Origin of the sequence: Flavobacterium johnsoniae (genome assembly GCF_030388325.1) — a bacterium.
Classification (GTDB): domain Bacteria; phylum Bacteroidota; class Bacteroidia; order Flavobacteriales; family Flavobacteriaceae; genus Flavobacterium; species Flavobacterium johnsoniae_C.
Genome location: NZ_CP103794.1, coordinates 1,654,221 through 1,669,001, shown reverse-complemented (window position 1 = coordinate 1,669,001; position 14,781 = coordinate 1,654,221). Strand labels below are relative to the sequence as shown.

The 14,781-nt window shown below is 33.0% G+C and carries 6 protein-coding genes; 1 reads left to right on the top strand and 5 read right to left on the bottom strand.

Annotated elements, in window-relative coordinates; all coding sequences use genetic code 11:
* Positions 1-19: 19 nt before the first annotated feature.
* The 5 genes from NYQ10_RS07330 to NYQ10_RS07310 form a co-directional block, all read right to left on the bottom strand.
* Positions 20-1,528 (bottom strand): RagB/SusD family nutrient uptake outer membrane protein, encoded by a 1,509-nt coding sequence (locus NYQ10_RS07330; RefSeq protein WP_289879592.1) that lies wholly within the window; start codon positions 1,526-1,528, stop codon positions 20-22.
* 11 nt (positions 1,529-1,539) lie between these two features.
* Entirely contained in the window at positions 1,540-4,665 is a 3,126-nt protein-coding gene (locus NYQ10_RS07325) for a SusC/RagA family TonB-linked outer membrane protein (protein ID WP_289879589.1), read from the bottom strand.
* 1,123 nt (positions 4,666-5,788) lie between these two features.
* Positions 5,789-6,580, bottom strand: a complete 792-nt coding sequence (locus NYQ10_RS07320; protein ID WP_289879587.1) for a hypothetical protein — start codon at positions 6,578-6,580, stop codon at positions 5,789-5,791.
* Between the two features lie 26 nt (positions 6,581-6,606).
* Positions 6,607-8,313 carry a RagB/SusD family nutrient uptake outer membrane protein gene (locus NYQ10_RS07315; RefSeq protein ID WP_289879585.1) on the bottom strand — a complete coding sequence of 569 codons (1,707 nt, stop codon included), beginning with the start codon at positions 8,311-8,313 and terminating at the stop codon, positions 6,607-6,609.
* A 17-nt stretch (positions 8,314-8,330) separates the two neighbouring features.
* Positions 8,331-11,555 (bottom strand): SusC/RagA family TonB-linked outer membrane protein, encoded by a 3,225-nt coding sequence (locus tag NYQ10_RS07310; RefSeq protein ID WP_289879583.1) that lies wholly within the window; start codon positions 11,553-11,555, stop codon positions 8,331-8,333.
* 344 nt (positions 11,556-11,899) lie between these two features.
* On the opposite strand from NYQ10_RS07310, the gene NYQ10_RS07305 reads away from it, so the two are divergent.
* Positions 11,900-14,779 carry a helix-turn-helix and ligand-binding sensor domain-containing protein gene (locus NYQ10_RS07305; RefSeq protein ID WP_289879580.1) on the top strand — a complete coding sequence of 960 codons (2,880 nt, stop codon included), beginning with the start codon at positions 11,900-11,902 and terminating at the stop codon, positions 14,777-14,779.
* Positions 14,780-14,781: the final 2 nt, after the last annotated feature.

Genomic DNA, 14,781 nt, shown 5'->3' with positions numbered 1-14,781 from the left:
ATGATATTGTATTAACTGATTAGTAATTAGGATTTTGAACTAGTTTAGTATTTTCTAAATCTTTTTGTGGAATTGGCCAAATTTCATTTTTACCAGCCACAAATCCGCTAGAAGCAAGTACAGTAGCTGCTTTTCCAGTTCTAACCAAGTCGAACCAACGGTGTCCTTCTCCAGCCAATTCTAATCTTCTTTCGTTAGCAATAGCATCTAATGAAACTGGTACAGAAGCCAATCCAACTCTAGCTCTTACAGCATCTAATAAAGCTTGTGCTCTAGCACCTGTTCCTCCTAAAGCTTCTGCTTCCATTAAGTAAGTATCAGCTAAACGAATAGCATAAGTATCTTGTTTGTAATTTAAAGCTGCTGCTCCTCCACCTTGAGAAGTATCACCATTTAAAGGCATAAATTTCTTTAAGAAATATCCTGTATCTTGATCTCCAGGTGCATAATCTGCAACACCTGAAGCTTTTAAAGCAAGCATATCTACAATTGTAGCATTAAAACGAGGATCGCCTTTAAGAGCATTATATAAACTTGGAGTTACTGGATTAAAACTCCATCCTGAGATGTAATCTACAGCTGCTCCTGTTTTCATAGTGTATCCTCTCGGACCAACCATGATGTTAACAGAGTTTCCTTCGTCGTTTCCTCCGCCCCAGAATCCCCAGTCTGCATTACTTTTATCAGTATGCATGATTTCGATAATTGCTTCTGAGTTGAATTTGTTGCTGATAACCCATAAATCTGCAAAATTGCTAAGCAGTTTATATCCGTACATACTAGTTCCTCCTGGAGTACCGTTTACATCTGCAAATTCAGCAGCAGCAAGAGAATTTTTTCCTTCGTATAAATAAACTTTACCAAGTAATGCTTGTACAGCTCCTTTAGAAAAACGTCCTCCTTCTGTTGCAACATCAACTGTGTTTGGCAGAACTGCTTTTGCTTCGATCAAATCTTTTTCAATCTGTGCATAAACTTCTTCTGGTTTAGATTGAGTGATTGTGTAAGTTTCAGCTGGTGAAAGTGGCTCTGTAATTAAAGGCAAGTTTCTAAAAGTTCTTACTAATTCAAAATAGTAATATCCGCGCATTGCTTTAGCTTCTGCTGCAAAACGAACTTTTTTTGCTTCATCCATTTTTACGCCTGGCAATTTTGATAATAAGATGTTTGCTCTTGCGATACCTTGAAAGAAATCTCCCCAGAAACTTCTAGGCATATTAATTTTATCAATAGTATAATTATCAAAAGCATGAATTCCTGCTCCATCTCCAGGTCCTCCACCTCCGGCATAGAAATCATCTGAACCTGCATTCATCATACAGATCATGTTTTCGAAACCTTTAGATTGTTTTCCCATGACATCATAAACAGCAACTAAACCAGAAAAAGCTTCTTTTTCATCTTTATAATAGTTGTCTACTAATGGAAGTCCTTTCGGATCTACTGTTAAAAAGTCTTCACCGCAAGAAGAGCCAAGAAGCAATAATCCTGCTGCGACGAATGAATATCTTATATTTTTAATTTTCATGATTCTTAATTTTAAAATTGTAAATTAACCCCTAACATTAGTGTTCTAGCTTGTGGATAATATCCTTTATCAATACCTAAAACTCCTCCTCCAATTTCTGGATCATAACCAGAATATCTTGTAAATGTTAATAAATTTTCTCCTGTCATATAAAGTCTTACTTTAGAAAGACCTCCTTTTGAGATAACATCACTTGGTAAGCTATATCCAATTTGAACAGTTTTGATTCTCCAATAATCTCCATCTTCTAAATAAAAATCTGATGGATTAGAGAAGTTTTTGTTGTTATCTACAGAAGATAAAATTGGATAAGAATTAGTAGATCCTTCACCTGTCCAACGTCCTAAAGCAGAAGTTTGATAGTTAGCATCTGTGATATCTAGACGACGTAATCCTTGAAAAATTTTATTTCCGATTGCACCTTGAGTAAAGATTAATAAATCAAAATTTTTGTAATCTAAATTAATCGTGAAACCATAAGTGTATTTAGGTAACGGACTTCCTTGGAAAGTTTTATCGTCGTCGTCAATTTTTCCATCGCCATTATTATCTTTCCATCTGAAATCTCCAGGTCTCGCGTTTGGTTGTATTAAACCTCCTGCTGCATTAGTGTAAGCATTAATTTCTGCTTGATTTTGAAAAATACCTTGTGTTGTATATCCGTAAAAAGAATTATAAGATTGCCCCACTTGTGTTCTAGTAACTGCACCCATATTTTGGAAAGAAGCATCTCCAGAAATAAACTGAATTCCTCTTCCTAAATTGGTAACCTCATTTTCTAAGTAAGAAATGTTTCCGCTTACGTTTAAGTTTACTTGACCGATTTTTTTGCGGTAAGATAACTCCACGTCAATACCTTTATTTTGCATGTCTGCAATGTTTGCAGAAGGTCTTCCTGGGCTACCTACGTGACCAGGCAAATCGATATCTTGTAAGATACCTATAGATTTTTTAATATAAAAATCTGCAGTTAAAGACAAATCATTGAAGAATGTAGCATCAAATGCAACGTTTGCTTGTCTAGTTTCTTCCCATTTCAAATCTGGGTTAGCGGGAGCATTCGGGCTATTTCCAATTACAACAGAACCTTGATTTCCGATTGTATAATTTCTTCCTGATCCAATTGTAGGTAAGAATTTGAAATCTCCAATAGCATCACTACCAGTAATACCATAACCTCCTCTAAATTTCAATTGTGTTACTACTTTATTTTCTGGCCAGAAATTTTCTTTAGTTGGTACCCAACCTAGAGAGAATGATGGGAAAACTCCATATTTGTTGTTTTGACCAAAACGAGAAGAACCATCACGACGAACAATACCAGTAAGTAGATATTTTTCTTTGTAATCATAGTTTAATCTAGAAAACAATGAGGTTACTTTATGCTCGTATCCGTTGTATGCAGAAGCAGTAATATCGTCTGTTACGGCACCAGAATTAAATGTTGCTTCGTCAAAATTAGTTGCTGGAAGGTTTTTGTAAGTTACAGTAGATCCAGAAGTAATATTATCAACATAAGCTCCTTGTCCAACTAAAATAGAAAAGTTATGATCGCCAAGTTGTTTTGTGTATGAAAGTGTGTTTTCAATATTCCAACCAAAACCTCTATTAGAATTTCTAGTCAAACTATTGTTTGGATTAATAGTTGAAGAGTTGAAATAAAATACTGGAGTAAAACTTTCAGCTCCCCAGTAAGCCAATTTACCACCTAAAGTAGTTCTAAATTTTAAGCCTTTAATAGCTTCTAATTCTAAATATGCATTTCCAACAAAATTATCAGACCATCCATAATTTCCTAATCTTGTCTGAATATAAGCTAATGGGTTGCTCATCTCTTGAGTTACTTTTGTAGAGATTCCGTAAGGATTTCCATTTGCATCTCTTAAAACATAAGGAAGAGTATATGGTGATTGATTTGCAACAGTCGGGTCTGTAACAATAGCTGGTGTAATTGGATCTAAATTGATAGCAGAACTTAAAGGTCCTCCATATTCATTATTTGTATTTCCAATACCCACATTTTTCTCATGAGAATAACCTAAAGTCTGACCAAAAGTTAATCCTTTTACAATTTTATGAGTAGAGTTTAAACGAATGTTTTTTCTGTTGTAGTTAGAAATTTGCGGTGCAACAATACCTTCTTGATCTAACAATCCAAAAGAAACATAGAATGTAGAAACATCATTTCCTCCAGACAAACTTAACTCATGACCTGTTCTTTGTGCATGATTATTAAAAATTTGCTCTTGCCAATTTGTACCCACACCATAAGAAGATGGATTTTGGTAAGGAAGCGTATACGGTTTGCTTGGATCTGGAGTGTAACCGTTAGAATATCTTTCATTCATCAAAGTCGCATATTCTGTAGCGTTTAATAAATCAAGTTTTCTAGCTGCTTCAGAAAAACCAGTGTATCCGTTGTAGTTTACACTCATTTTACCAGCTCTACCTTTTTTAGTAGTGATAAGAATAACCCCCGCTGCTGCTCTAGCTCCGTAAATCGCTTGAGACGCAGCATCTTTTAAAACCTCCATAGAGGCAATATCTGATTGATTTAAAAAACCAATTCCTCCTGAATCAACAATTACACCGTCAACAACCCATAAAGGTTCATTGTTTCCGAAAGACGTAATACCCCTAACTCTAATAGTAGATGAAGATCCTGGTTGTCCTGCATTAGCAGCAATAGTAACCCCAGAAACCCTTCCTTGAAGAGATTGTTCAACTCTTGTTATCGGTAAATCTTCCAAATCTGATGCTTTTACACTAGAAATTGCTCCAGTAACAACAGATTTCTTTTGAGTACCGTATCCAACAACAACAACCTCATTTAATGATTGTGATTCTGGTTTTAATTGAATTGCAATTTTAGTTCTTCCGTTTACAGCTTCAGTTACTGTGGTATAACCGATAAATGTAACTGTTAAAGTTCCGTTTGAAGGTACTTGAATCTGAAATTTTCCATCGAAATCAGAAGCTGTTGATTTAGTAGTACCTTTTAATAAAACTGTTGCGCCTGGAACAGGCATTCCACTTTCATCATTGATTATTCCATTTACTGTGACATCTTGAGCCACAGCTATAACCGAGAATAACAAAGATGAAATACAAAAAACAAGTAATTTTGTTAATTTCATTTTTCTAAAAATTTTGGTTAATTAATTAGTAATTTGATGCAATACTAAAACTAAATTTTTACTTTTCGTATTTAAAAATCCATACAAAAACACATCAAAATAAAAATTTTAATATTATAAAAACACATCAAAAAAAATGTAAATAATTGATTTTAAAAGTTTTAAAAAAATTAATAGTAGTACTAAAGAAAAGTTAATTATAAAAATAAACACTACATGTCGAAAGGACGCATGTAAATTATTAAAAAACAAAGTCACTACAACGTGATAGTAGCTCTAAATATATCGTAAACAGTTATTTTATAAAGACTTACAACTATTTTAGACAAAAAATAGTCATAATGACCAAAACCAAGAATATTGTATTTTTATACATTTTTTTTTACATAATTCTCAAATTATATTTGTTGAAAGAAAATACTTATTTTTAAAAATTTCAAAAGAATTAACCTACTTTTTATTTGTTTGATTGGTAAATTTGATAGCAATTTCATCAAATGAAAAAACTAAAAAAGCATTCTTTTCAATATTTATTTGAATTTTAAGAAATCAGGAAAAAGTAAAAGTTGTATGTGAGTTGTGGAAACTCGATTTTTAGGCTTAATGAGAGTAAAGCCTGCCTCAATAAGCAACAAAATCATTTGATAGTTAAATAGAAGCTCTAAAACTCTTTATAGATGGTTTAAGAGGAAAATAGAGCCTTGAGAATCTCATATTTAAAAACTACAAAGACCAAACTTCAAATATTGGCTTAAAATTGCATTTTAAAAAGCATTCTTACCCCTTAAAACATACATTTTAGTGATACTTTTAATGACTTTTCCCGTCTAAATCGAGCAGAATATAGTGAAACTACAGAATTAGCAAAATGAGCTAATTAAATGATTATAAGCAATTAAAAATCAAGGAAGAAATTATTGATATAGAAAAGAACTTCTCTTAAATCTATACAAAAACAATAGCCCATAATCGAAATTATGGGCTATCCAGGCAATAAACTTAACTTAAACTAACCATAGTTTAAATCTTCTTGATATTTCATTATATGAATGAAATAAAAATGTTTGAAAAATCGAAAAAGGAATTTTTTAATTTTCCTTTTTCGAAAATAACTAACATGAAATTATGGCTGAGGAACGAAAACAAATGTCCAACCTGTTCCGTACGTCTCACTATTATTTAAATACAATACCATTTTATTGGCCTCAAGACTAACGATAGTATAAACACCATCTTTGTTACCTGCAGCAGATCCTAACATTGTTGAATTGAATATTGTCAATTGTTTGTTTTTAATATCCAATTTAAATGTTCCTTTTTTAGGAGTAGCAGTCGCTGTTTCATAATGATTATAGTTAGCAGCTCCATTCAAATCAAAATGCATTTTACCTGCTGCATCACTTGGCGGACAGCAATCACCGGCATTCCACCAAGCTGTCATCGCACTTTCTGCACTTCCATTTGGAGACATAAACCACCAGAATCTTCCAGATCCTTGTGCACCATCAAACACCCAAGTTTTACCTGCAACAGTATTAGTTCCTACTAAATCGTACCAATCTTGGTCTAATGGCGTATCTAATTGATTGATTTGAACGTCTATTGTTTTGGTAAAAAACTCAGCGCCTAAAGTTCCGACAAAAGTAAATGTAGCTTTCCCAGGAATTGGGTAAACAAAAGTTACTTCATTTGTAAGTGCTTTATCCAATCCATAGTCCCAATACCCAGTAACTCCTGGAGTATTCATACTAAGAGTAATTTTATTTCCTCCTGGCGTACTTTGAGTCGCAACTAACTCAACTCCAGCAACGTCAGTAGAATTCTCTAAATGCTTTTCATCAACTATTGGATCACATGCTGAAAAAGTCAACATAAAAAGAGCCAATAGAAGATATATTATTTTATTGATTTTCATATTTATCTATTTAATATTGTTAAATTTTACCAACCTGGATTTTGTGTATAAACTCCATTAGATAATCTAAGTTCCGTTTCTGGAAGCGAAACCAAACCTTTGGTTTCTGGTCTGTATTTTACACTGTAATTTGCCGCTGTACCAGAATTTCTAACTGGAATTGTGCTATTAAATGCATTATCAACATCTCCCCAACGAATTAAATCAAACCAATGAAGACCTTCAAAAGCAAATTCGTGCAAACGCTCATCTTTAATTGCTTCTAATGAATATCCAACTGGACCTAATTTAGCTCTAGCTCTAACCGCATTTAAACCTCCTGCTGTTTTAGTAATTTCTGAATGCATCAATAAAACATCAGCGTAACGCATATAGATAAAATCTTGCGCATGCATTAATTGCATATCTCCATTTGACCAATTATACAATTGAATAAACATACCTTGAGTTGCTCCTCCAGCGTTAGGATATTGCAATGAAATATATTTTTTATTAAAATATCCTGTCTCGTGATCTCCTTTATCGCCAGCATAGCCAGCTGTTCCAACGTCTGCTTTTCCAACTTCAAGAATTGAACCTCTCTTTCTTGGATCAAGTTCTGACCAGTTGCTATACAAAGCTGGATTTACTGTACACCATCCCCATCCTTCTCCAAATGGCACTAATGAATTACCACGCAAAGCAGAAAACAGACATAACCTGTTAGTATAAATATTACCGTTTGTCCAGTTCCAATCTCCAAAAGAGAAACGTTGTACAAACATAGTTTCGTAATTACCTGTACCAAAAGTAGGAGCCGCGCCGTCTTGACCAACCCAAGATAAACCTTCAGTAGCTGCCCATGGCAAAACGTTATTTCCTGAAGCTTTGTTAACATAAGAATATGGCCAAAGATTTCTAAAATCTGAAGCTAAAGCATGACCACTGTTAGTCATACAATCAGTTAAATAACTTGCTACTTGAGTTGCATTTAAACTTCCTCCTTCTACTAATGGCAATTCTTCCGTAGCTTGTTTTTCGATATTTGTCATGTACCCTGTGTAGAATAAGAACACACGTCCTAAGTATGCTTCTGCAACCCATTTGTTTGCATGTCCGTATCTTGAAGTTGGAATACTCGGAAATGGAGTTGCTGGCATTGTTTCAATTGCTTTCTTTAAATCTGATGCAATTTGTGCAAATGTTTCGCTATACGTATTTCTAGGGCCATCTTTTTTCCCATCAATACTAGTAATCAAAGGAACTCCCCCGAAAAATTTAGCTAATCTGAAGTAAAAAAACGCTCTCATAAAATAAGCTTCTCCAATTGCTTGCTGCTTAAACTGATCTGCTTGAGCTGGAGTGGTAAAATAAGTCGTAAAATCTGCTAAAGGTGTTTTTTCGATAATCGCATTTGTTCTTGCAATACCTCTGTAAGACTGAACCCATAAATCTAGATATGTATCGTCTACAGGATCTTCAAAATTATCAACCCATTTAGCAGTTTTATCATCAGGACCACCGCCTCCTAACATCATATTATCCATCAAGTTGGCCGCAATCTGCTCTTCACTATGCACATTATTCGTATAAATAGCGTTGTAAACTCCGGCAGTTGCTTCTTCAATGTCTTGAGGTGTCTTATAAAAAGTCACCAAACTCTTTTCTGTCAAGTTATCGGTATCAAGATAGTCATTACAGCTTGATGCAATAAGTACAGAAGAAATTGCTAATAAATATTTTATTTTTTTCATTGTAAATTGTCTTTATATTAAAAATCTGCACTTAAACCAAACATCACCGTTCTAGCTTGTGGATACAAACCTAAATCAATTCCTGAAGCCCATGGAGTATTTGTGTTATCTCCTGACCAACGAACTTCTGGATCCATACCATCGTATTTGGTAAATGTGTATAAGTTATTTACAGCAACATAAAATTTAAGATTTGAAATAAATTTGAAGTCTTTCAATACTTCGCTGAAGTTATAACCTACCGTTAAGTTGTTTATTCTTAAATAATCTGCATTCTGCATAAAAATATCTGATACAAGCTGCGTATTTCTATTTGAAGACGCACCAAGTCTAGGCATTTTATTAGATGTTCCTTCTCCATGCCAACGGTTAAACACATCAGAAGTATAGTTCTGAGCAGGGCTATCAGCAAAAGATCTGTATGATTGCATAACTTGCATACCGAATTTACCTGCCATAGTAGTGTTTAAGTAAACATTTTTATATTCAAAATTCAATTGAATACCCAATTCATAATCAGGATTTGGATTTCCAATATAACCTTTATCAGCTTCGTCTATAACTCCATCATTGTTCTGGTCTACAAAACGAACATCTCCAGGACGTTGATCAGCAAAATAAGGTTGTCCAGTTGGACCAACATATTCATCAACTTCTTTTTGATTTTGTAAAATACCTGCCGTTCTAAATCCATAGAAATAACCTAATGGAAGACCTACCATACCTCTTGAAATTTCTCCAGTTCCTTGTGATAACACGTTAGATGGACCATGAAGAATTCCGTCAGCATTTGCAATTCTAGTAACTTTATTTTTGTTGAAAGCTCCACTTACAGTTGCACCGTATTTAAATCCTCCAATTTTATCGCTCCAGTTTACAGAAAATTCAAAACCTTTATTTTCAATATCTCCACCATTAATGTATGCAGGTGCAGCTCCATCTGTTCCTCTACCAGCCGCTAAAACCAACCAATCTTTTGTCGTTTTGTTGTACCAGTCTAAAGTGATGTTTAATCTTGAATTTAATAAACTTGCATCAAGACCAAAATCTAACTGCTCTGAAGTTTCCCAAGTTAAATCTGGGTTAGTTACCCTAGCTGGATAAGCTGTTGTTCCAGAAACTGGTTTCGTATCTCCAAAAAAGTATCCTGGAAAAACGTAAGCAATATTTGAAGAATAGTAGAAGTTAGGAATATCTTGATTACCATTTTGTCCCCAGCTTCCTCTTAATTTTAATGAATTAAGCCAAGAACCTGTGCTATTCATGAAATCTTCTTTAGTAACTACCCAACCTGCAGAAACAGAAGGGAAATAACCCCATCTTTTACCGTCTGCGAAGTTAGAAGAACCATCAGAACGTAATGTTGCAGAAAGCAGGTATTTTTCTTTGTAATCGTATTGTGCTCTAGCAAAATATGACATAATTCCACCACCTCCAGCTGCAGTATCCATTCCGTTTGTACTAAGATCATTAAACGTTCTTGGTGTAGTATTATTTAAGTAAGCATATTTCGGATCTTCACCAAATGTTAAATTGTTTCTTGAACCGCTAACACTATTATTTACTAAATATTGAACTAACTCAGTACCAACAACAGCAGATATATTGTGGTTTCCGAATTGTTTTTTATACGAAACTGTATTAGTCCAAGTTGAGTTTGCTCCAATATAAGAATACTGAGAAGCACCATTAATGAGTTTAGTATAAAGTACACCTAAACCGTATGTTGGGCTCATAGATCTACCGTATCCGAACCAAGAATCAATTCCATAAACCGTTCTAAATTTCAAATCTTTTATCGGTTCAACTTCTAAGAAAGCATTTCCAATTATTCTATTATCTTTTGGATAATTAAAATTACTTCTGTAATACATTATTGCTAATGGATTTGTTTGTCCTGTTGAAATTCCGTCTAAAGTTGGAGTAAAACCATTTTTATCGATGTTTCTATCAATAGAAGTCTGCCAGTAAGCAGGTTGCAATGGATTTGCTGTTAATGCATTGTGCAAGTCGTTTCCATAGATATTACCATTAGAAACTCCTCTGTTTTCTGAATTGGTGTAAGTAACGTTCTCACCAACAGTAATAATAGCATGACTTTCATTTTTCTTCAATACCATTTGAGTATTTAATCTCGCAGTAAGCCTTTTAAAGCTAGCATCAACAATATCACCTCCAATAATACCAGTTTGATCAAAATAAGAAACCCCAAATGAGTAAGTGATATCTTCGCTTCCTCCTGTAATGTTAAGAGCGTGGTTCATAATAGGAGCATCTTTTTTGCTCATTTCATTAACCCAATTAGTTCCAGTCCATCCATTTTGTAAATTTTCCCAAACTTCATTACCCAATTGAGTACCAGCGCCAGGAAATTGTGTATTTAACCATGAATTATTAGCTAAAACTGTTTTCCAATCTTGGCGAGGCATTCCATCATTTACTCTTCCTTCATCAATAATGTACATGTATTCTTGAGCATTTAAAGGATCTAAGTTTTTATACGTATTCTGAATTCCGTAGTAACTGTCGTAAGTAATTCTTGCAGCTCTTCCTTTTTTTCCTTTAATAGTCGTAACTAATACAACTCCATTAGCAGCTCTCGATCCATAAATTGCAGCAGAAGCGGCATCCTTCAATACGTCGATAGATTCGATGTCTGAAGGACTTAAATAATCAATATTACCAACAGAAACTCCATCAACGATATACAAAGGATTTGAGTTTCCGTTTGTACCCAATCCACGAATAGTTACCTTAGTTCCAGCACCAGGTGATCCATTTGTTCTAGTAATACTAATACCGGGAGCAATACCTTGAAGCGCTTCCATAGCAGATCCTGTATTTAACTCCTTAATTGTTTCTCCCTTAAGATTTGTAGAAGCTCCAGTAATAAGGCCTTTTTTCTGAGTACCATACCCTACTACAACAACTTCATTCAAATTTTGGGAGGTCGTACTTAGAACAACGCTCATTTTTGTTCTCCCGTTAACAGCTTCATTTAGCGTATTAAAACCAACGAAACTTATAACTAAAGTACCGTTTGAAGGGGCGCTAATCTGAAATTTCCCATCAAAATCAGAAGCGGTAGCTTTATTGGTTCCTTTAACTAAAATTGTTGCCCCTGGGACGGGTAACCCACTTTCGTCACTTACCATTCCAGTTACCGTTACATCCTGAGCAAATGTGGCAACTGAAAACAATAAAGACGAAACACAAAAAATAAGTAATTTTGTCAATTTCATTTTTCTAAAAATTTTGGTTAATTAATTAGTAATTTAATGCAATTATAATGTTAAATTTTAACTATATAGAATTAAAATTCTTTACAAAAACACTTCAACTTAAATTTTTATACCCTACAAAAACACAACATTTTTTTTTTAATTAATTAATTTACTGTACTTTAGATTTGAGAAAATTTTGTTATAAAAATGTTAATTAAAAAAAACGTATATTACATTAGTTTAACAATAACTAAAACGTTGTAAATTAAAAATAATTTAAAAAAAGAGAATCAAACCGATTGAAAAATCAACAATTTAAATAGAGAATACAGCATTTTTACTAAAAATACATCTAAAATTTTATGAAATTCATAGTTAAAACTTTTACAGTACTTTCCTTATTTTTCTTACAAACACAAGGATTTAGTCAAGTAAAAAACATTGGAATTCCAGATATAAAAAATTACAAAAGATCAGAATATAAAGGTGGAACACAAAACTGGAGTATAGATCAAGACAAAAACGGAAACATTTACTTTGCCAACAACAGCGGTTTAATACAATTTGATGGTTCAAACTGGCATAAATACTCATTACCCAACAAATCTGAGATTAGAAGCTTAAAAATTGACGCATTAGGAAGAATATTTGTAGGCGGAAATAATGAATTTGGATATTTTAAAACGAATGAAAAAGGGATTCTTAAATACCATTCTCTATACAATCTTCTAAGTCCAATTGATAAAGAAAACATCAATCTTATTTGGAGAATTCACATTTTTAACGGCGAAATCATTTTCCAATCTTTCAGTAAAGTCTTTTTTCTAAAAAATGAAAAAGTAACTACTTTAACTGCACCTCATAAGTTTCAGTTTTCATTTTTAGTAAACAATCATCTTTATTTTCAAGACAAAACCTTAGGTTTACTCGAATACAAAAACAGAAAACTTACTGCAATAAAAGGCACGACTATCTTTAATGACAAAGAAATCTGGTCTTTATTTCCTTTGCCAAACAATCGCTTGCTGTATGCGACTTTAGAGAAAGGTCTTTTTGTTTCAGAAAATGGCGCTATAAAGCCTTGGCAAACAGAGGCAAATGACTTTATTCGAAAAAACACATCTCTTGGCGGATCTATTATTAAAAACAAATTTATCATTCTTAATTCCGTATTAGATGGAGCAATAATCTGTGATTTAAACGGAAAAATAATCCAGCATTTAAATAGACAAAAGGGCATTCAAAACAATACAATTCTTGCATCATTTATTGACAATAAAAACAATATTTGGCTCGGACTTGACAACGGTATCACTTTTATAAATGAAAATTCGCCTTTTTCTTATTTCGATTACAGCTATAATATAGGAACTGTTTATGCGTCAACAACTCACAACGGAAACCTTTATGTAGCAACCAATCAAGGATTATTCTATCATCCTTGGGGACAATCTTTTAAAGACAGTCCTTTTATTAGAGTTGAAGGAACAATTTCTCAGGTTTGGAATATCCAAGTCTTAAATGATGTGCTTATTTGCGCCAGTAACAGCGGTGCATTGGTTATAAACAACAATAGAGTTTCGAAAATTTTAGACACAAAAGGATATTTTGGTTTCAAGAAAATTCCTGATCACGAAAACTATATTATTGGCGAAAGTTATAACGGATTTTCAGTATTTAAAAAATCTTCATCTGGCTACGATTACCTTCATCAAGTAAAAGGTTTTGACGAAACGACCAATAATTTCTCTGTCGAAATAGACGAAAATTATTTATGGTTAAAGAAAAATCCGTTTCTATATCAAGTTAAATTATCTGAAGATTTATTGCGTTTTGATTTTATAAAAAAACATGTCAATATATCTGATAAGTACAAAGGAATTAACAGCTTACAAACTATTAATAACAAAGTATATATTCAAGCTCAAAATCACTTTTTTAGATATTCTGTAGAACAAGAAACTTTTTTTGAAGACAAAAAGATCACAAAATTATTTGAGGGAATTCCAACTATAAACACTTTAATAGAAGATCCCTCTGGTAGTTTATGGTATGCATTTAATGAATCATTAGGCGTTTTAGCGAAAAATAAAAATGGAACTTACACCAAAAAACAAGCTATATTTTCAAATTTAACTGGGAATTTGGTAAATAATTATATTTCTGTAAACGCTATAGATCCTGAAAATATATTTATAGGGTTAACAGACCGTTTAACGCATTACAATTCTACTATCCCAAATACTTTCATGACAAAGCCGAGAGCTTTTATTGAAAGCTTTACATTTCCAGGAGATACAATTTTGACCGGTAATTTAGATAATAAAGAAGAATCGTATTCAATTCCTTATAAATACAATCGCGTTAAATTTACGTTTGCATCGCCTACTTATGAAAATCAAGAAAATGTAATGTATTCCTATAAACTTGAGCCTTTTGAGGAAAACTGGCGCGGCTGGTCGCAAACTGCAATAAAAGAATATACCAACCTTAGAGAGGGCAATTATGTAATGAAGTTAAAGACCCGAAATAGTTATGGCATAGAATCCGACATTACGGAAGTAGAATTTACAGTATCGCCGCCTTGGTACAGACATTTTCTTGCTTATTTATTTTACTTAATCCTTGTTTTATTGGGAGCTTATTTAATATCTGTTAGAATTAAACTTAAAATTAGAAAAAACAGATATTACGAAACAATCGAACAAAGAAGATTGTATCTGGAAAGAGAATCTAAAATTAGACATGAACAACATGATTTGGAGAAAGAAATTGAAAAGTTGAAAAATGACAAACTACAAATCAAAATTTTAGCAAAAGACAAGGAGCTAGTAAATAACTCTTTACAGGTAGTAAAAAAGAATAAGATTTTAAATGGAATCATACATAAACTTAAAGATATTGACACCAACATATTAGACGACAATACAAAATCTGAATTCAGTAAATTACATAAGAGTATTGTAAAAGAAGTAAACACCGATAAAAGCTGGAAGGATCTTGAAAAACACATCAAAAACGTGCATTTTGAGTTCTTAAAACGATTAAAAGGACAATACCCAACAATTTCACCACGAGAACTGGATTTGTCGACTTATTTATTAATGAATATGTCAACCAAAGAAATAGCCGAAATTATGAACATTTCGACTGGCGGTGTAGAACTTGCCCGCTATCGACTTAGAAAAAAATTAGGATTAAACAAAAAAGAAAATCTAATTGGTTTCTTAATGACTATATAAAA

What these genes read in the sequence shown, in the direction of transcription:
- NYQ10_RS07330 (WP_289879592.1), bottom strand. Translation starts at nt 1,528, where the DNA reads ATGAAAATTAAAAATATAAGATATTCATTCGTCGCAGCAGGATTATTG.
- NYQ10_RS07325 (WP_289879589.1), bottom strand. Translation starts at nt 4,665, where the DNA reads ATGAAATTAACAAAATTACTTGTTTTTTGTATTTCATCTTTGTTATTC.
- NYQ10_RS07320 (WP_289879587.1), bottom strand. Translation starts at nt 6,580, where the DNA reads ATGAAAATCAATAAAATAATATATCTTCTATTGGCTCTTTTTATGTTG.
- NYQ10_RS07315 (WP_289879585.1), bottom strand. Translation starts at nt 8,313, where the DNA reads ATGAAAAAAATAAAATATTTATTAGCAATTTCTTCTGTACTTATTGCA.
- NYQ10_RS07310 (WP_289879583.1), bottom strand. Translation starts at nt 11,555, where the DNA reads ATGAAATTGACAAAATTACTTATTTTTTGTGTTTCGTCTTTATTGTTT.
- NYQ10_RS07305 (WP_289879580.1), top strand. Translation starts at nt 11,900, where the DNA reads ATGAAATTCATAGTTAAAACTTTTACAGTACTTTCCTTATTTTTCTTA.